This window comes from Salinispora vitiensis (assembly GCF_000378825.1).
Classification (GTDB): Bacteria; Actinomycetota; Actinomycetes; order Mycobacteriales; family Micromonosporaceae; genus Micromonospora; species Micromonospora vitiensis.
The window spans coordinates 1,007,023-1,024,473 of sequence record NZ_KB900388.1 but is presented as its reverse complement, the minus strand read 5'-3'; the positions used below and the strand labels follow the sequence as shown (position 1 = coordinate 1,024,473).

The following is a 17,451-nucleotide window of genomic DNA, read 5'->3' as shown; positions in this document are numbered from 1 at the left end:
GCCCCCACATGGAACTCACCACCATCTGGTTTCTCCTCGTCGCCGTGCTGTTCACCGGCTACTTCATCCTCGAGGGCTTCGACTTCGGCGTCGGCATGCTCCTACCGGTCCTCGGCCGCGACGACCGCGAACGCCGCGTCCTGATCAACACCATCGGCCCGGTCTGGGACGGCAACGAGGTCTGGCTACTCACCGCCGGCGGCGCCATGTTCGCCGCCTTCCCCGAGTGGTACGCCACCCTCTTCTCCGGCTTCTACCTCCCGCTACTACTCATCCTGCTCGCCCTGATCGCCCGCGGCGTCGCCTTCGAATACCGCAACAAGCGCCCCGAAGCATCCTGGAAACGCCGCTGGGACCACGCCATCTTCTTCGGATCCCTACTCCCCGCCATCCTCTGGGGAGTCGCATTCGCCAACATCCTGCGCGGCGTACCCCTCACCGCCGACCACGAATACGCCGGCGGGTTCTTCAACCTCCTCAACCCCTACGCCCTGCTCGGCGGCGCCACCACCGGCGCCCTGTTCCTCACTCACGGCGCCGTGTTCATCGCCCTCAAAACCGTCGGCGACATCCGGGACCGGGCCGCCGCCCTCGCCGTCCGCGTCGGCGTCGCCACCGCCGTACTCGCCGTCGCGTTCCTCACCTGGAGCCTGACCATCCGCGCCAACACGGCCGCCATCGCCCTCGCCGTCGCCGCCGCCGTGGCCCTGCTCGGCGGCCTCGCCGCCGCCTACGCCCGCCGGGAAGGCTGGGCCTTCATCGGCACCGCCGCCGCGATCGGCCTGGCCGTGGCAACACTGTTCACCGCCCTGTTCCCGAACGTGCTGCCGTCCACGCTGGACGTCGCCGGCACCCTCACCGCCACCAACGCCGCCTCCACCCCCTACACCCTGAAAATCATGACCTGGGTGGCGGTGATCTTCACCCCGATCGTGCTCGCCTACCAAGGCTGGACCTACTGGGTCTTCCGCAAGCGCATCGGCGTGGCCCACATCCCACAACACTGACCCCACTACAACGACGGTCGCCCGCCTCCCGAAATCTGGGAGGCGGGCGACCGTCGTTGTAGTGCTCAGCCCGCCTCCCGCAGCTCCGCCAGCCGCGCCTCCACCTCCGCCAACTCCGCACGCAGCTTCTCCGCCTGCTGCTCCGCCTCGGCCCGCTCCGCGGCGAGGATCTGCTCCACCGCCTCCTGCACCCCCGACACATCCACCAGCCCGACCATCCGCAGCGCCTCCGCCGGCTTCACCACATACGGCTTGGCGAGCACCTTCGCCCCCTGCTGCGCCGCCACCGTCCACTCACCCTCGCCGTACGCCAACGTCACCGTCAGCCCCGCCGGCCCCTTCGCCTTCGCCGCCTTCACCGGCTTCGCCCCCCGCCGCGCCGGCTTCGCCGACTCCGCCGGCCGGGCCGAGGAACCCTCCCCGGCCACCCGCGCCGCCGCCGGCGGCGTGTCCAACACGAACTCCGGCTCCGGCGACACCACCGGCTCTCCAACCCCCGGGTCCCCAGCCGGCCGCTCCGCCGACGGCACCCTCCGCCCCGCCCCCCGCGGCGCCACCGCCACATCAACGGGGGAGAAGGGCAACTCGTCCCGCCCGAACCGCACCACCACGAACTCGTCGGAAACCGCCGGGTCGGTCAACGCCACGACCTGACCGACCTGCCCCGCAATCTGCCCCGCCGACGCGGTAAACACCACCTTCGGCTTCCGGCCCGCGGCAACCGCCTCCCGGATACCCGCCACCTCCTCGGTGGACAAACCCTGCCCCGACATCACACCCCCTCCTCCGTACACCTGTCCGACAGCAGTACTTGATACCAGCCGCCCACCCACCCAAGGTGCGCCACCCCATCGCACCCCCGGGGTAGCCTCGCCACACACCCTCGTCAGACCAGGAGAGGCCCCAGTGAACCCCGTCACCGTCATCACCGGTGGTAGCCGCGGAATCGGCGCCGCCACCGCCCACCACCTCGCCCGCGCCGGCCACCACATCGCCTTCTCCTACCAACGCGACCACACCGCCGCCAACACCGTCCTCGCCGAGCTACGCGCCACCGGCGCCACCGCCATCGCCGTCCCCGCCGACACCCGCGACCCCGACCAACTCGCCAACCTGTTCGCCGCCGCCGCCGACCTCGGCGACCTGACCGGCCTGGTCAACAACGCCGGCGTCACCAGCCCCATCGGCCCCTTCGTCGACCTCGACCCCACCGACCTACGCCACGTCGTCGACGTCAACCTCATCGGCTACATCCTCGCCGCCCAACAGGCCGCCCGACGGATGCCCACCGGCGGCGCCATCGTCAACATCTCCTCCGCCGCCGCCACCCTCGGCTCACCCGGCGAATACGTCCACTACGCCGCCGTCAAAGCCGGCACCGACACCCTCACCCTCGGCCTAGCCAAAGAACTCGCCCCCCGCGGCATCCGCGTCAACGCCGTCGCCCCCGGCATCATCCGCACCGACATCCACATCCAATCCGGCCAGCCCGACCGAGCCAACCAGGCCGCCGCCCGCATCCCACTCGGACGCGCCGGCGAGCCCGACGAGGTCGCCGCCGCCATCGCCTGGCTCCTCGGACCCGAAGCCAGCTACACCACCGGCACCATCCTCCGCGTCGCCGGCGGCCTCTGACCCGCCACCAAACCCGACCGTCAGCAACCGGAGCCACACCCAGATCAAGCCCGCCACACTCAACCCAGGAGACCCGATGAGCACGGCCACCAGCCCGGCGCACCAGCCACCCGGGCCACACGTCGCCGACAGCCACGACCTGATCCGCGTACACGGCGCCCGCGAGAACAACCTCAAGGACATCAGCGTCGACATACCCAAACGCCGACTCACGGTCTTCACCGGCGTCTCCGGCTCCGGCAAAAGCTCCCTGGTCTTCGCCACCATCGCCGCCGAGTCCCAGCGGATGATCAACGAAACCTACAGCGCGTTCGTGCAGGGGTTCATGCCATCGCTGTCCCGACCCGAGGTCGACCTCCTCGAAGGCCTGACCACCGCCATCATCGTCGACCAAGAACGGATGGGCGCCAACCCACGCTCCACCGTCGGCACCGCCACCGACGCCAACGCCATGCTGCGCATCCTGTTCAGCCGGCTCGGCCAACCACACCTCGGCTCACCCAACGCGTACTCCTTCAACGTGCCCTCGGTGACCGCCAGCGGCGCGGTCACCCTCGAGCGCGGGGCGGCCCGCACGAAAACCGAAAAGGTCACCTTCACCCGAGTCGGCGGCATGTGCCCCCGCTGCGAGGGCATGGGTGCGGTCACCGACTTCAACCTGGCCGCCCTCTACGACGACACCCGCACCCTCAACGAAGGCGCGCTGACCATCCCCGGCTACAGCATGGAGGGCTGGTACGGCCGCATCCTGCGCTCCTGCGGTTTCTTCGACCCCGACAAGCCCATCGGCAAATACACCCAGCAGGAGCTACACGACCTCCTCCACCGGGAACCCACCAAAGTCAAGATCGACGGCATCAACCTGACCTACACCGGCCTGATCCCGAGCATCCAAAAATCCATGCTCGCCAAGGACGTCGACTCACTCCAACCACACCTGCGCGCCTTCGTGCAACGCGCCGTCACCTTCACCACCTGCCCCGAGTGCGACGGCACCCGACTGGGCATTGAAGCCCGATCCTCCAAGATCAATGGCAGGAGCATCGCCGACCTGTGCCGCATGCAGATCAGCGACCTAGCCAGCTGGCTGCGAGAGCTCGACGAACCGACCGTGGCCCCACTCCTGACCGGGATACGCCACCTCCTCGACTCCTTCACCGAGATCGGCCTCGGCTACCTCTCCCTCGACCGGCCCACCGGAACCCTGTCCGGGGGAGAGGCCCAACGCACCAAGATGATCCGCCACCTCGGCTCCGCACTCACCGACGTCACCTACGTCTTCGACGAACCCACCATCGGCCTGCACCCGCACGACATCCGCCGCATGAACGACCTGCTGCTACGCCTACGGGACAAGGGCAACACCGTCCTCGTCGTCGAACACAAACCAGAAACCATCGCCATCGCCGACCACATCGTCGACCTCGGCCCCGGTGCCGGCGCCACCGGCGGCACCGTCTGCTTCGAAGGCACCCTGGACGGCCTACGCCACAGCGCCACCACCACCGGCCGGCACCTTGACGACCGCGCCGCCCTGAAACCGTCGGTACGCACACCCACCGGCACCCTGCCAATCCGGGGCGCGACCACGCACAACCTCCGCAACGTCGACGTCGACCTCCCACTCGGGGTGCTCTGCGTCCTCACCGGCGTCGCCGGCTCCGGCAAGAGCTCCCTGATCCACGGATCCGTCGCCGGTCGCGACGGTGTGATCATGATTGACCAGGGCGCCATCCGCGGCTCCCGACGCAGCAACCCGGCCACCTACACCGGCCTACTCGACCCGATCCGCAAGGCGTTCGCCAAGGCCAACGGCGTCAAACCCGCCCTTTTTAGCGCCAACTCCGAGGGCGCCTGCCCAACCTGCAACGGTGCCGGCAGCATCTACACCGAACTGGGCGTCATGGCCTCCGTCGAGTCGACCTGCGAGGAGTGCCAGGGCAAACGCTTCCAGGCCGCGGTACTGGCGTACCCACTCGGCGGCCGAAACATCGCCGAAGTGCTCGCGATGCCGGTCGCCGAGGCCCGAGAGTTCTTCGGTGCGGGCGAGGCGCGCACCCCGGCCGCCCACCGGATACTCGATCGACTCGCCGACGTCGGGCTCGGCTATCTCAGCCTCGGCCAGCCTCTCACCACCCTCTCCGGCGGCGAACGACAGCGGCTGAAACTCGCCACCCAGATGGGCGACAAGGGCGAGATCTACATCCTGGACGAGCCGACCTCCGGTCTGCACCTCGCCGACGTCGAACAACTCCTCGGCCTACTCGACCGGCTGGTGGACGCCGGCCGGTCGGTCATCGTCATCGAGCACCACCAGGCGGTGATGGCCCACGCCGACTGGATCATCGACCTCGGACCCGGCGCCGGCCACGACGGCGGCGAGATCGTCTTCAACGGTACGCCGGCCGACCTGGTAGCCAGTCGGAGTACCCGTACCGGCGAGCATCTCGCCGCCTACGTCAGCCCCTGAGCGCACGGCGACAGTCAGTTCGTCAGGTGCGCCGGTGTTGGCGCACCTGACGTCGCTGTCGGCCTCAGCGCGCCGACCGTCGGACTAACATTCGATAATGCACATTATGTAAAGTAGGAAAGCTTGACGGCTCCCCTCCGACGACGCCAGCTACACCACCGGCACCATCCTCCGCGTCGCCGGTGGCCTCCGGGCCCCTCGCGGGGTCCGGTTTGGCCTAGTGCGCCTGACCCGCCGGGGTTCGTCAGAGCACACCGGCACTCGCCGGCAACCCCGGCTCCCGTGTGGCACACTTTCGTGATCACCGGGTGACTGGCCGCAAGCGGTCGGGGGTCGAAAATGGTCGCAGCCACACCAGCTTCGGGCATCGGGTACGCAGGCTGGCGGCACGGCGATTGGTGGAGTGCCGGTTTCCGGTTGCTCTTGCTTCTCGTGCTTGTTGCCGGCGCGGTCACCGTCGCGGCTTCGGCTCGCCCGGCTGAGCGGCTGGAGTCGGATTTGAACGCCGACCTCACCGTTGGTCGGGTCACCTACCTGGACTACGACCCCAGCGACCACAGGGTCCGCTGGGTGAACGGGTGGTGGCGGTGGAGCGCGACCACGTTGGTGTCAAAGGAAAACGACGAGCGACCGCCCGTCGTCGATCCGAAGCGCGACGCGGCACTTGAGTGGCTCGACGGGCAGGTCGACGCGTCCGGCCATCTCGTGCCAATCCGAGTCCGTGCCGGATACGAGCCAAGGTGGTGGCCCGCCGAGATTGTGTGGGATCCGCTACAAGCGGCGACGACGATCGCCTGGTTCGGGACATTCCTGATCATGCTCGGCAGCGCCAGCCATCGATACGCCAACCGGTGGGCATGGTTTTGGTTGTTCACCATCGGTCAGGCGGGCGTCCTGCTCTACCTGATAATGGAGCCGCAACCGCTCTGGCGGCCACGGTCGTGGCCGCCGCACACCGGTCGGGCGCCCGCCCGTGGCGGAACTGGCCTGATGGCGGCGATTCTCCTGTCGCTCACCGTGAGTCTGGCGGCGGCGGGCATCACCGCTGGTTGAGCGGTTTCAGCTGCCCATCCGCGCCGGCACTGTCGTCGCACCAGACGCTCCCACCCCCCTTCCGTCAGGGAACTCATCAGCCCCTGTCCAGAACATGAGTTTCATGCATAATGTTCCTTATGCAGGATAGGTCGGGTGAACCGGTAGTGCGGCTGATCGAGGAGTTCCTGACCGATCGCGCCACCCGCAAACCCTCTCCGCACACCGTGGCGGCGTACCGGCGGGACCTGCGCACCGTGGCGAGCATCGCCGCCGACGCGCTCGCCCCTCCCCTCCCCCTGGACGACCTGCCGTTGACGGCGCTCCACTCCCGCACACTGCGGTCGGCGTTCGCCCACTTTGCCGCTGCCCGCTCCGCCGCATCGGTGCATCGCGCCTGGTCCACCTGGAACAGCTTCTTCGTGTTCCTGGTGGCGGACGGGGTCGTGGCTGGCAACCCGATGCCAGCGGTCGGCCGCCCGAAAGCCCCCCTACCCCGGCCCAAGCCACTACGTGGAGCGGACACCCCGGAGCAGCTGTTGACCGCCGTGGCCCGGGTTGACGGCCGGCAGCGAGACCCCTGGCCGCAGCGGGACCTGGCGGTGCTGGCGCTGGCGTTGTGCGGTGGGCTGCGGCTGGCCGAGATGCTGGCACTTCGGGTGGCGTCCCTAGCCGGGCGGGTCGGCGAGCGGCGGCTTGATGTGGCCGGTAAGGGTGGGCGGCCGCGGGTGGTGCCAGTGGAGCCGGAGCTGGACCAGGTATTGGCGGACTACCTGGACAGTTGTCGGCGGCGATTTGGTGCCCGCAGTGTGCGTCCCGGTGCGCCGTTGCTGATGGATCGGCGGGGTGGGCCGCTGCGCCGGGGTGGGTTGCAGTATCTGGTGGACTCCTGCTTTCGGCGGGCCGGAATTGGTGACCGGGTGCCGCCGGGGGCGCGGCTGCACGCGTTGCGGCACACGTTCGCGACGCGGCTGGCGGAGGATGGTGCGAGCGCGGCGGAGATCATGCGGTTACTGGGGCATGTGTCGCTGGCGTCCTCGCAGGCGTACATCGAGGTGACGGCGGGTCAACAGCGGGCCGCGGTGCGCTCGAATCGCACCCATCGGGTGCTGGCGGAATTGTTGTCGACGTGATGCGGCGGCTGGCCCTGGCAGCGCCCGGGCCAGCCGCCGCCAGGGTCAGGCGGGTGCGCGGTCCTGCTCGCTGAGGGCGAGGAAAGCCATCGCCGCGAGCGTCGCTCCGATGGCTTGGGCGAGTAGGTGGATCCAGATTGCCGACCAGGCGAAGAGGCCGATGGCGGCGCCGCCGAAGGCGACTGCCGGGTTGAAAGCCGCGCCGGAGATTCCACCGACAGTGATCACTCCGACCAGGACGGTTGCCCCGATTGCGAGGCCGTAAAAGGAGTTGTCTGGGTGACTGCTGCTGGTGGCGACGTTGAGCACCACGTAGGCGAGGGCGAAGGTGAAGAGGGCTTCTACCGCCAGTGCCATCCAGATCTCGCGCCCGGCCGGTGACAGTGCTGTCGGCTTGGCGTTGTCGAGGATGAGTTGGCTGGTCACCGCGCCGGCGAGGCCGCCGAGGAGTTGGGCCAGGATGTATCCTCCGGCGTCGGCTCCTTTGATGCGGCCGCGGATGAGAACGGCCAGTGTTACGGCGGGGTTGAAGTGGGCGCCGGATATGTGCCCTCCGGCGTAGATCATGACCATGAGGATTCCGCCTATTGCCACTGGCGCCAGGGCGTTCATCGTGGTGACTGCCAGGCCGATCGTCAGGAGCAGGAAGTATGTTCCGATGAGTTCGGTCGCGTACCGACGCATTGCCGCCTCCCTTGTCGATCCCCTCGCCGACACTACTCGTATTGATTAATGCAAATCTTACGAAGTAGTGACATGATTGAGAGATATCGTTGGGTGTTGGTGTCGTGGTCGGAGCGCTGGCGGACGGCCGCGTGATCGGCGGGTTCAGGTTTCGGGGTGCAACATGAGCAGGACCGCCCGGTTGTGCCGTTCGTGGCCCTGGTACTGGTGCGGGCGGTTGGCGTCGAACCGGATGGAGTCGTGTTCGGCCAGGGTGGCGGGGGCGTCGGTGGGGCCGGTGGTGACGCTTCCGTGGGTGAGGATGAGGCACTCCTGCACGCCGGGTAGGTGGGCGGGCGAGTGTTGGATGGTCTGGGTCACGTCGATGTCGTAGACCTCCACGGTGCCGCGCAGTGGAATGCGGTGGAGTAGGCGGGCGCTGACCGCATCTCCGCTGACGCGGGGTTGTGGGTCGTCGGCACGTACGACGTCGGTGGTGGGAGTGGGTGCCTCCAGCAGTTCGCCGAGCGACACTCTCAGCGCCGTGGCCAGGGCCCACAGGGTGCTGAGGGTTGGGTTGCCGTGCCCCTGCTCGATGCCGTGCAGGGTGGTCTTGCTGAGGTCGCCGGCGGCGGCCAGGTCGGCCAGGGACATCCCTGCGGTGTTTCGCAGTCGGTGCACATTCGAGCCGACCGTACGCGCCAAATCCATGCGTACCAGCATAGTGTTACGTTCGTTCCAGGGAAGCGAACGGAGCGGGACGTTGAGGAGGGTCACATGACCGTCAGCCGCCTACGCGACATTCCGGGCATCGGCGTTGATCTGGTCGGCGATGCCGCGGACGCGGTAGCCGACCCGGACTTCCTTCGCCTGGAGAATCTGGACACCGACCTGAGACCACCGGCCGTGGCGGTCGCCGCGACCCGGGCCGCGATTGACGACGACGCGGCCAACAGCTACCTCCCCTTCCAGGGGCAGCGTTCCCTTCGCGCGGCCGCCGCAGCCCACGTGTCGCGCATCGTTGGCCGGCGATACGATCCTGACACCGAGTGCGTCAGCGTCGCTGGTGGACTGAACGGCATCCTGAACACGCTGCTGGCGACCGTGGAGCCAGGTCAGGAGGTGGTGCTGGTTGACCCCATCTACGCTGGCCTGGTCAATCGGGTCCGGCTGGCCGGTGGCGTGCCGCGCTTCGTGCCCGCTAAGCCCACGGCGGCCGGCTGGGTGGTGGACCCGGAGCGCCTCGCCAGCGCGGTAGGAGCCAACACCGCCGCGGTGCTGATGATGGGCCCGGCCATGCCTTCCGGGTTGGTCCTGAGCGCGGAACACTGGGCCGCGTTGTCTGCTGCCTGTGCGCGACACGATGCCTGGCTGATCTACGACGCGGCGATGGAGCGGATCCGCTTCGACGGCCTTCGCCCCAGCCATCCAGCCGCTCATGACGGCCTCGCCGGGCGCACCATCACCGTCGGTTCGGCATCGAAGGAACTGCGGCTCATCGGCTGGCGGGTCGGGTGGGTCGTGGCCCCGGCCGCGATTCTCGCCGACATCAAGCTCGTTGGCATGGCCAATGTGGTCTGCCAGGTGGGGCTGGCGCAGGGGGCGGTGGCGGCCGCGCTCGACGCACCTGACGCCGAGGCTGATGTCACCGCTGCCACCCAACGGTGGCAGCGGCGCTGCGAAATGGTCCTGCAGCAGCTTTCGGACTATCCGGTCGTTCGGCCACACGGTGGCTGGTCGCTGCTCGTGGATACCCGGCCCCTGGGGTTGACACCTGCCGCGCTGGCGGGGCTCTTGTTCGACCGGGCGAAGGTGGCGGCCACGGCGATGGATGGCTGGGGCCCCAGCGGGGCGCACTATCTGCGGATCGTGTTCGCCAACGAACCGGTCGACCGGCTTTCCGGCCTGGCTGACCGCTTCCGTCAGGCCATCGGATAGTCCGCGTTCGGTCGCCTCGGCCGGCTGCTGGGTGTAGAAGAGGTAGGGGACGGCCAGGTTTGGGGGTCGCGGAGCGGGGGGTCATCGTGCGGTACGGAACGGCCCGCCCACGCCGGCCCCGGGGGGATCTGGTGCAGCGGAACCTCGCTGCCACCGGCTACTGCTTCCCGCCGGTTACCCGTCCGGAGGTGTGGCGGGATCACATCGCGCCGGTGGCGGCGGTTGAGCCCCTCAACGATCGGCGCGTCGCCGAGCTGCTCAAGGTTGAGCCCGGTACCCGGGTGATGCGCCGGTTCGGGGTCACCGGCCCCGAGACGGAGCCGCCCTTCCAGGTCACTACCTCCTGGATCCACCCGCGGGCGGCGAACGGACCTGGGTGGGACTCCCCTGCCGCCGGGCCGGATGGTTGGCAACACCGGCTGGAGGCCGGCGGTCACTGGCCGATCACCTGGATGGAGATCCACCGCGCGCGGATGCCCAGTACGCGGGAGGCTGCCCTGTTGGAGATCGGGGTGAGCCTTCCGGTGCTGGAGATCATTCGGGTGGGTGTCTCTGGCGGCGACGGTGAGCCGGTCGAGGTGACCGAGTGCGTGGTCGCCAGTGACCGGGTGGAGACCATCCATCTGCTGCATCGTGGTTGGTCGGCGCGGGAGCCGTGGCCTGAATTGATCAATGCGCGCCCGGAGGGTGACCCGCAACGGTGAGCCTGCGCTTTGACGTTGCGGGGAGCTGTCACGTGGGGCTCGGTCGACGACGCAACGAGGACGCCATTCACGTGGGGCGCTGTCTGTTCGCGGTCGCCGATGGTCTCGGCAACCATGGTGCCGGCGATGTCGCCAGCACCACCGTGATCGAGGCAGTGCGGCGCTACGACCGGGACGTGGACCCGGTGGCGCTGCCGGTGGTGCTGGGAGAGGCGGTGCACGCGGCGAACAGTGCGTTGCGGCACCGGGTTGCCGCCGCACCGAGCCTTGCGGGCCTGGGTACCACCCTGGTCGCCCTGCTCAGTGCCGGTTCGGCGGCCGCCCTGGCCAATGTCGGTGACTCTCGGGCCTATCTCCTGTCGGCGACGGGCCCGCAGCGGGATCGCACAATCCAGGTCACCGAGGATCACCTGTACCGGAACCTGGTCGCCGGCGCCGCCGACGTGCCCCATCTTTCCGACAAGCTGACGCGTTTCCTGGATGGCCATCCTGATGGCCGGTCCCCCGACATCAGCGTGTTGGCGCTGGCTTCCGGGGATCGGATCCTGCTCTGTTCGGACGGGCTCAGCTCCTACGTGTCGCCTGAGCACCTGCACGCGACCCTGGCGGCCGCAGCAACTCCGCGGCAGGCGGTGGAGCGGTTGACTGCTTCTGCGCTCACGCACGGTGGCCCCGACGTGTCGGCGGTCGTCCTGCACGTCCGGGACGACAGCTAGCCGCGCCGGGGCAGGTGTGGGAGGTCGCTGGTGTGGGCGGTCGCTATCGAACGCCTTCGGGTGCTGGGACGGGATGCTCGGCGGCCCGGCTGACCTGTTCCCAACTGGCCCAGGTGTCCATCCGGCGGCGGGAGAGGTCGAAGGCCAGATCGTAGACCGTGCCGCCGAGCAGCAGCCGCAGCGGTGGTTCGTCGCTGTCGACGAGGGTGAGCAGGGCTTCGGCGGCGAGGTGGGGCTCGCTGTCGACCGACCCGTGCGCCCACTGCGCCTGCACCTGGGCGCGGAGCGGGTCGTAGGCATCCAGCTCCGTGGTGGTGGTCATGTCCTGGTAGAGGTTGGTCCAGTAACCGCCGGGCTGCATGATGCTGACCTTGATGTTGAAGGCTGCGGCCTCCAGCGCAAGGGCTTCGCTCATGCCTTCGAGCGCGAATTTGCTCGCGCTGTACAGACCGGTGCTGGGGAAGCCGCCGAGGGCGGCGATGCTGGAGATCTGCACGATGTGGCCGGCCCGCTGGGTGCGTAGCTGTGGCAGGACCGCCTGGGAGACCCAGAGCGCGCCGAAGAGGTTCACGTCGAACTGGGCCCGGGCCTGCTCCTCGGTGAATTCCTCGATCATGCCCAGGGACAGGGTGCCGGCGTTGTTGACGACGATGTCGAGGCGCCCGAAGTGTTCGATCGCGGTGGCTACGGCGGCGAAGACCGCCGTACGGTCGGTCACGTCAAGCGGCAGCGCAAGCAGCCGTTCACTGTGCCGCTCATCGAAGTCTTCGGCGGCGATGGTCCGGGCGGCGGCGACGACCCGGTCCCCTCGTTCGAGCGCGGCCATGGTGAAGGCACGGCCCAGGCCGCGGCTGGCGCCGGTGATGAACCAGGTGCGGGCAGCGGTGTCGTCGCGCATGGGCTTCTCCTGCCTCCAACGAGTGACGCATAAGACGAGACGTACCGTCTCGGATGGCAAGCTTACGCACGGTGATCCCCTTCTGCAAGACGATACGATCCGTCTCGCTAGCTATGATGACGGGATGGCACCCAACCCCATCCGTCGACGGGAGAGCTCCCGGCGAGCCATTCTCACGGCCGCGTTCGACCTGCTGCAGGAGGTCGGTTACGCCAAGCTCACCATCGAGGGCATCGCCGTGCGCGCCGGAGTGGGAAAGCAAACCATCTATCGCTGGTGGCCCTCCAAGGGCGTCGTCATCTTCGACGCATTCCTCATGCGCAACGAGGGCAGTGCGGGTGAGCCGGTGCTCCTTCCTGACACCGGCGACCTGCACGCAGACCTGACCGCGGTCCTGCGCGCCACTGTCACGGAGCTCAACGACCCGCGCTACGACCAGCCACTGCGCGCGCTGGCCACCGAGATCACGCACGACCCCGAACTGGCCGCCGCCTACGCCGAACGCCTAGACAAGCCGATGCGGCACGCCAAACGAACTCGGCTGCGCAGCGCCCAGCAGGCCGGCCAACTCGCCGCGGACCTCGATCTCGACGTGGCGGTGGACATCATCTGGGGGCCGGTGCTCAACCGCTGGCTACAACGAAGCGGCCCCCTCACCACCGAGTACGCCGACAGCGTCGTCACCACCGCCCTCAATGGCCTTCACCCCCGCCCTTGAACGACCGGATTGGGCGGACGGCCGGCGGTTGGTCAGTCTGGCGCCGCCACCAGTCCATTATCTCATGGACATCAATTTCAACTACAATGGGTAGCGGCTTTTGGCTGTCCTGGTAACCGCTACGGTGCCCGGCATGCTTACTGCTGAGGAGAAGTTCGTTCATTCCGGGCAGGTCCGGCTGTGGACCGAGCGGTTCGGTCACCCTGCTGACCCCACTGTTCTGCTGGTCATGGGTACCGCCACCCCGGCCATCGGCTGGACCGACGACTTCGTGGATGCCCTCGTGCACAGCGGCCGACAGGTGATCCGGTTCGATCACCGTGACACCGGTCGTTCCGACTGCGTCGACTTCACCCGGTATCCGTACGCGTTGGCCGACCTGGCCGGCGACACGGTGGCCGTTCTGGACGGCCACGGCGTCGCGGCCGCACATGTCGTCGGAACATCGCTGGGCGCGGCGATCGGGCAGTGGCTCGCCGTACATCAGCCGGCCCGAGTCCGTACGTTGACGGCGATGGCCGCTTCACCCATGGGGAACAATCCCGGCCCGGCGTGGGCGCGGGCACTGGCCGGTCAGCCGGCTGCGGCGGACGAGCTCCCGCCCCCGACGGCAGAATTCCTCAGCCACCTGACCGTAGCGGCGAAGCCTCCTCGTGGCACTGCCCAGCAGCGCATGGAGGCGGACCTGCACATGTGGCGGGTGCTCAACGGTAGTGTCCTGCCCTTCGATGAGCTGGCCGCGCGGCGGTTCGTCGAAGAGTGCTATTCCCGTGCCACCAACGTCGCTGCCGCCTCGAACCACGATCTGGCCGGACGGCGCTGGGCCGATGACCGGCGGGCCGCGCTGTCCCGCATCACCGCGGCGACTCTGGTCCTGCACGGCAGCGATGATCCGCTCTTCCCCCAGGCCCACGGGGTGGCCCTCGCGGCGCAGATTCCGGGGGCGCAGCTGGAGATCGTGCCGGGGATGGGCCACCACCCGTTCTTCGCACCAGGACTCACCGAGCGCATCGCGGACCTGGTCATCCGTCACACGAGCTGACGCCACGCCGAACTCGCGCTGTGGGCCGCCGCCGGCACTCGACACCGCCACCGAGGGCCGGCAGCCCATCCCGAAGGCAGCTTCAGTCCACGTCGAACGCGGCCCGCAGGGTGTCGCGGTGGGCGCGTACGTAGCTGATGTCCGCCGCGTAGAGGTCGGTGTGCCCGTTCGCGATGTGCTGCTGGAACGCCTCGTGGCCCCGGCTTGCCTGCTCGCGCATGACGTCGATGAGCGCCTGCAGCCGGTCCGGAACGACGTCGATGACCTCGGCGCCGACCTGCGGCCCGTACGCGCGGCAGAAGTCGGCGACTCGACGCCCCTGTTCCGTCGGGTTGCCGAAGCTCTCCGGGTTGCTCGGTGCCTGTAGCGGCGCGAACCGGTAGGCGGCGTAGGCGATGTCCCAGACCCGCGGTCCGGGGTGAGCCGCGTCGAAGTCAATGAAGCCCACGGCAGCGCCGTCCCGAACCACACAGTTGTACGGGGCGGCGTCGCCGTGGCACATAACCTCGGCCGGCTGCCGGGCTGGGAGCAGCCAGAGGTCGTCGGGGCGCGGACGGAACGAGGCGCTCGCGTCGTGCAGGCCCCGGAGCAGTTCGGCGGCGGTGGTGAGAAGCGTCCGCGTACGCAGGTGCGGCGGAAGTGTCTCGGGAACCTCGCCGTCGATGAAGGTGAGTACCTCGTTGTTGTCGCTGTCGAAGCCACGTGGCTCCGGCGCGCCGTGGAAGCCGTGGTCGCGTAGATGCCGCAGGAGCCGATGGATGGCCGGCGCCGCCGGTGACGCCGGCCGGTGGACGACGTTACCGCGGCGGCGTACCACGTTCACTCCGCCGCGGAAGTCCTGTCGAATCGTCATATGCTGCTCGCAATCAGCGGGATCAGGCCGGGCTTTGGTCCGGTCATACCATGACGTGGGTAATACCAATGTGGATGCCTGTCGTCGCGCCCCTCGGCGGCGCCTTAACCCGGTTCCGTCTCTGTTACGGTCGGCAGATCATCCGCCACTACCCAAAGGGAAGATCGTTGATCGTCGTCCTAACCCTGCTTCTCGCCGCGGTGATCCTGGCCGTGGCCGCACCGAAGGTCGCCGGCCAGGCCCAGATGCGGGAGCGGATGGCCCGCCTGGGGGTCTCCCCCGCCCGCACCCGGACGATCGGCGACCTTGAGGTCCTCGCGGTCGCCGGCCTGCTGCTGGGCCTGCTCTGGTGGCCGATCGCCGTCGCTGCCGCGGTCGGTTTGACCCTGCTGCTGATCGGGGCAGCGGGCTACCATGCCCGCGCGAAGGACCCGATCCCGGTCGTCCTGGTCCCCGTGGTGTTCGCGCTCGCCACCGCCGCGCTGGCCGTCCTGCACATCCTGAACGCCTGATCTCCGAAACGCCGCCAGTGCCGCCCGAGTCCGTACAGCTCGCCCTGCCCCGACCCGGACGGTACTCGCGGCGCGCACGTCACCGTTGCGGGCAGAGCCAGTGGTCGAACCAGGCGCGCGTGCGGTGTAGGACGTCGAGTTGGTGGGCGCGCTCGCGGATGGCGTGGCCCTCCCTCGGATAGATCACGAACTCGTGCTCAACGCCGAAGTGGCGTAGCGCCCGGTGCAGATACACGGCCTGGCCGAGCGGGACGTTGGTGTCCTCGGCGCCGTGCATTATCAGCACCGGGGTGCGGATGCGGCTGGCGAAGGAGATTGGGCTGACCGCGTCATGTGGGTGTGGTCCGATGCCGGACCAGCCGGTGCTGCCGCCGAGCGTGGCCTCGAACTGGCCGTTCTCCCCGGTCGCGGCGAGCATGCCCCAGTCGGTGACGCCGGCGCCGACCAGTGCGGCACGGAACCGGTCGGTCTGGCCGACGGCCCAGGCGGACATGAAGCCGCCGTGGCTCGTACCGGCGATGCCCAGCCGATCGGGGTCGGCGATGCCCTGGTCGACGAGCAGGTCGATGCCGGTCAAAATGTCGGTCCACTCCTCGCGGCCGACCCGGCCCGCCACGCGGGCGGCGAACTCGTGGCCGTGGCCCTGCCCACCACGCGGGTTCGGCAGGAACACCGCGTAGCCGGCGGTGGCCAACCATTGGCCGCTGGGGAACCAGAACAACTGGCAGCGGTCGGCGTGCCGGTCATACGGCCCCCCGTGCACGATCGTGACCAGCGGGAACGGCCCGTCGGCCGTGGTCTTTCCCACCGGGAGCACGAGCAGGCCGTCCAGGGCGAGACCGTCGGCGGCGTGGTAAGTCAGTGGTTGCTGCGTGCCCAGCGGGATCCCGGCCAACTCCGGACGGGTGTCGGTGACTTTCCGCAGCGGTCCGGCCGGTGACCCGAAGTAGACGTTGGTGAGTTGATACCGGCTGCCGGTCAACGCGGCGACCTCCGCGCCGGTGCGGGTGGCGGTGAGGCCATCGAGACGTCCCCGGTGCTGGGACAGGGATGTGAGTTCGTTGGGGTCGAGCCGGGCCAGGGTGGTGTTCAGGCCGTCGGCGAACACCACCAGTGCGGCGGCGTCGGTTTGGCACAGTTCGGTGGGGCACATCGACAGCCCGGCGGTGCGGTTCCGCACGACTCGAGTGCCCAGGGCAAGGTCGAACACGGCGCGACCGGCCTGTAGGCCCGGTGGGGTGAGGGCGAGGTATCCGAGGTGCCAACCGTCCTCCGCCGGCCACCAGGCCAGCGAGCGCGCGTCGGCGGCGACCGGCCCAAGGTCCTCCGCGATCCCGGTGCGGTAGTCGAACAGGTGCAGCCGGGCGGTGCTGGGACCGTAGTCGTTGTCGGCACTGGCCTGCGTGAGTACGGCGAGCGGGCCGCCGTCCGGTCGTTGTCGCAGTTCGACGACGTGCCGATCGCCGAACACGTTCGGCGTGGTGGCCTGGCCCGTGTCTAGGTCGAGCAGTCGCAGCCTGGTCTGTGGCTCCCGCGCCCCGACGACGATAGCGTCGTCGCGGTCCCGGGCGCGGCGCTCGTCCTCCTCGGTGGGTTCATCCTGCGCGAGCAGGGCGACCTGGTTGGGGTCGGCGAGGGGCAGATGATCGGTGATACCGGCCCGCCAACCGGTCAACCCGGTCACGGTGCCGTCAGCGAGAGTGAGCCGGTACAACTGCGGGACGCCGCGCTCGGCGCGGTCGGACAGAAAGAACAGCGTGCCCGCGTCCGTGGACCAGCGTGGCTGGGACTCCGTCGCGGTGTCCGCGGTCACCCGGCGTGCCGCACCGCTACCGTCGAGCTCGACCAGCCACAACTCGGTGTCGAGGTGGTCGCCGATTCGGCTGGTGGGAGCCAGCACGTAGCACATCGTACGGCCGTTCGGGGCGAGCGCCGGGGTCTGTGGGGCGCGACCATCCACCACGAGTTCAGCGGTCAGAGCTGTCATGCGAGTATCTTGCCGTCTGGGCCGTAGCGGGCCAGCACGCGGCGTAGACGGGCAAGGTTGAACGCCGCCCCGGCGAGGTCCTTGGTCGACTCCAGCTTAGATAGAGCCCCCAGCCGATACCGGCGGCCCCGTGCGATGATGCG

17 protein-coding genes are annotated in these 17,451 nt (G+C 69.0%); 11 read left to right on the top strand and 6 right to left on the bottom strand.

Annotation, left to right across the window (positions count from 1 at the left end; all coding sequences use genetic code 11):
* The first annotated feature begins 8 nt into the window (after positions 1–8).
* Positions 9–1,007 carry a cytochrome d ubiquinol oxidase subunit II gene (gene cydB, locus SALPAC2_RS0104745; RefSeq protein WP_018215498.1) on the top strand — a complete coding sequence of 333 codons (999 nt, stop codon included), beginning with the start codon at positions 9–11 and terminating at the stop codon, positions 1,005–1,007.
* A gap of 65 nt (positions 1,008–1,072) precedes the next feature.
* Here cydB and SALPAC2_RS0104740 read toward each other — a convergent pair whose 3' ends face one another.
* Entirely contained in the window at positions 1,073–1,780 is a 708-nt protein-coding gene (locus tag SALPAC2_RS0104740; protein ID WP_026184431.1) for a hypothetical protein, read from the bottom strand.
* Between the two features lie 133 nt (positions 1,781–1,913).
* Between SALPAC2_RS0104740 and SALPAC2_RS0104735 the strand changes: the two genes are divergently transcribed.
* From SALPAC2_RS0104735 to SALPAC2_RS0104720, 4 genes are all read left to right on the top strand, one after another.
* Positions 1,914–2,642: an SDR family NAD(P)-dependent oxidoreductase gene (locus SALPAC2_RS0104735; protein ID WP_018215496.1), complete on the top strand. Its 729-nt coding sequence runs from the start codon at positions 1,914–1,916 to the stop codon at positions 2,640–2,642.
* A 76-nt stretch (positions 2,643–2,718) separates the two neighbouring features.
* Positions 2,719–5,112, top strand: coding sequence for an ATP-binding cassette domain-containing protein (locus SALPAC2_RS0104730; RefSeq protein ID WP_018215495.1), 2,394 nt, complete (start codon positions 2,719–2,721; stop codon positions 5,110–5,112).
* Between the two features lie 417 nt (positions 5,113–5,529).
* Positions 5,530–6,165 carry a hypothetical protein gene (locus SALPAC2_RS0104725; RefSeq protein WP_033661777.1) on the top strand — a complete coding sequence of 212 codons (636 nt, stop codon included), beginning with the start codon at positions 5,530–5,532 and terminating at the stop codon, positions 6,163–6,165.
* A 119-nt stretch (positions 6,166–6,284) separates the two neighbouring features.
* Entirely contained in the window at positions 6,285–7,277 is a 993-nt protein-coding gene (locus SALPAC2_RS0104720; RefSeq protein WP_026184430.1) for a tyrosine-type recombinase/integrase, read from the top strand.
* Between the two features lie 45 nt (positions 7,278–7,322).
* Here the strand turns inward: SALPAC2_RS0104720 and SALPAC2_RS0104715 are convergent, their stop codons facing one another.
* Together SALPAC2_RS0104715 and SALPAC2_RS0104710 are read right to left on the bottom strand one after the other, a co-directional pair.
* Positions 7,323–7,961, bottom strand: a complete 639-nt coding sequence (locus SALPAC2_RS0104715; RefSeq protein ID WP_018215492.1) for an MIP/aquaporin family protein — start codon at positions 7,959–7,961, stop codon at positions 7,323–7,325.
* A 144-nt stretch (positions 7,962–8,105) separates the two neighbouring features.
* Entirely contained in the window at positions 8,106–8,651 is a 546-nt protein-coding gene (locus tag SALPAC2_RS0104710) for an XRE family transcriptional regulator (protein WP_188115872.1), read from the bottom strand.
* A 66-nt stretch (positions 8,652–8,717) separates the two neighbouring features.
* On the opposite strand from SALPAC2_RS0104710, the gene SALPAC2_RS0104705 reads away from it, so the two are divergent.
* The 3 genes from SALPAC2_RS0104705 to SALPAC2_RS0104695 all read left to right on the top strand — a co-directional run bounded on the left by SALPAC2_RS0104705 (position 8,718) and on the right by SALPAC2_RS0104695 (position 11,298).
* On the top strand, positions 8,718–9,878 hold the full coding sequence (locus tag SALPAC2_RS0104705; RefSeq protein WP_018215490.1) for a pyridoxal phosphate-dependent aminotransferase: 1,161 nt from the start codon (positions 8,718–8,720) through the stop codon (positions 9,876–9,878).
* Between the two features lie 131 nt (positions 9,879–10,009).
* Positions 10,010–10,582 carry a UTRA domain-containing protein gene (locus SALPAC2_RS0104700; RefSeq protein WP_026184428.1) on the top strand — a complete coding sequence of 191 codons (573 nt, stop codon included), beginning with the start codon at positions 10,010–10,012 and terminating at the stop codon, positions 10,580–10,582.
* A complete protein-coding gene (locus tag SALPAC2_RS0104695) occupies positions 10,579–11,298 on the top strand; it encodes a PP2C family protein-serine/threonine phosphatase (protein ID WP_026184427.1) in 720 nt (239 codons plus the stop codon). The genes SALPAC2_RS0104700 and SALPAC2_RS0104695 overlap by 4 nt, the downstream gene beginning before the upstream one ends.
* A 43-nt stretch (positions 11,299–11,341) precedes the next feature.
* On the opposite strand, the gene SALPAC2_RS0104690 is transcribed toward SALPAC2_RS0104695, so the two are convergent.
* Positions 11,342–12,196, bottom strand: coding sequence for an SDR family NAD(P)-dependent oxidoreductase (locus tag SALPAC2_RS0104690; RefSeq protein WP_018215487.1), 855 nt, complete (start codon positions 12,194–12,196; stop codon positions 11,342–11,344).
* Positions 12,197–12,320: 124 nt separating this feature from the next.
* On the opposite strand from SALPAC2_RS0104690, the gene SALPAC2_RS0104685 reads away from it, so the two are divergent.
* Both SALPAC2_RS0104685 and SALPAC2_RS0104680 read left to right on the top strand, forming a co-directional pair.
* Positions 12,321–12,914, top strand: a complete 594-nt coding sequence (locus tag SALPAC2_RS0104685; protein ID WP_018215486.1) for a TetR/AcrR family transcriptional regulator — start codon at positions 12,321–12,323, stop codon at positions 12,912–12,914.
* Positions 12,915–13,047: 133 nt separating this feature from the next.
* Entirely contained in the window at positions 13,048–13,956 is a 909-nt protein-coding gene (locus SALPAC2_RS0104680) for an alpha/beta fold hydrolase (protein ID WP_018215485.1), read from the top strand.
* Between the two features lie 82 nt (positions 13,957–14,038).
* Here the strand turns inward: SALPAC2_RS0104680 and SALPAC2_RS0104675 are convergent, their stop codons facing one another.
* On the bottom strand, positions 14,039–14,809 hold the full coding sequence (locus SALPAC2_RS0104675; protein WP_018215484.1) for an aminoglycoside phosphotransferase family protein: 771 nt from the start codon (positions 14,807–14,809) through the stop codon (positions 14,039–14,041).
* Between the two features lie 167 nt (positions 14,810–14,976).
* On the opposite strand from SALPAC2_RS0104675, the gene SALPAC2_RS0104670 reads away from it, so the two are divergent.
* Positions 14,977–15,321, top strand: a complete 345-nt coding sequence (locus SALPAC2_RS0104670; RefSeq protein WP_033661775.1) for a DoxX family protein — start codon at positions 14,977–14,979, stop codon at positions 15,319–15,321.
* Between the two features lie 79 nt (positions 15,322–15,400).
* On the opposite strand, the gene SALPAC2_RS0104665 is transcribed toward SALPAC2_RS0104670, so the two are convergent.
* Positions 15,401–17,308, bottom strand: a complete 1,908-nt coding sequence (locus tag SALPAC2_RS0104665) for a S9 family peptidase (protein WP_018215482.1) — start codon at positions 17,306–17,308, stop codon at positions 15,401–15,403.
* Positions 17,309–17,451: the final 143 nt, after the last annotated feature.

Excerpts from the sequence above, each read along its gene's own strand:
- SALPAC2_RS0104665 (WP_018215482.1), bottom strand. The coding sequence starts at position 17,308 with ATGACAGCTCTGACCGCTGAACTCGTGGTGGATGGTCGCGCCCCACAG.
- SALPAC2_RS0104740 (WP_026184431.1), bottom strand. The coding sequence starts at position 1,780 with ATGTCGGGGCAGGGTTTGTCCACCGAGGAGGTGGCGGGTATCCGGGAG.
- SALPAC2_RS0104675 (WP_018215484.1), bottom strand. The coding sequence starts at position 14,809 with ATGACGATTCGACAGGACTTCCGCGGCGGAGTGAACGTGGTACGCCGC.
- SALPAC2_RS0104685 (WP_018215486.1), top strand. The coding sequence starts at position 12,321 with ATGGCACCCAACCCCATCCGTCGACGGGAGAGCTCCCGGCGAGCCATT.
- SALPAC2_RS0104680 (WP_018215485.1), top strand. The coding sequence starts at position 13,048 with ATGCTTACTGCTGAGGAGAAGTTCGTTCATTCCGGGCAGGTCCGGCTG.
- cydB (WP_018215498.1), top strand. The coding sequence starts at position 9 with ATGGAACTCACCACCATCTGGTTTCTCCTCGTCGCCGTGCTGTTCACC.
- SALPAC2_RS0104730 (WP_018215495.1), top strand. The coding sequence starts at position 2,719 with ATGAGCACGGCCACCAGCCCGGCGCACCAGCCACCCGGGCCACACGTC.
- SALPAC2_RS0104720 (WP_026184430.1), top strand. The coding sequence starts at position 6,285 with ATGCAGGATAGGTCGGGTGAACCGGTAGTGCGGCTGATCGAGGAGTTC.
- SALPAC2_RS0104705 (WP_018215490.1), top strand. The coding sequence starts at position 8,718 with ATGACCGTCAGCCGCCTACGCGACATTCCGGGCATCGGCGTTGATCTG.
- SALPAC2_RS0104710 (WP_188115872.1), bottom strand. The coding sequence starts at position 8,651 with ATGGATTTGGCGCGTACGGTCGGCTCGAATGTGCACCGACTGCGAAAC.
- SALPAC2_RS0104690 (WP_018215487.1), bottom strand. The coding sequence starts at position 12,196 with ATGCGCGACGACACCGCTGCCCGCACCTGGTTCATCACCGGCGCCAGC.
- SALPAC2_RS0104715 (WP_018215492.1), bottom strand. The coding sequence starts at position 7,961 with ATGCGTCGGTACGCGACCGAACTCATCGGAACATACTTCCTGCTCCTG.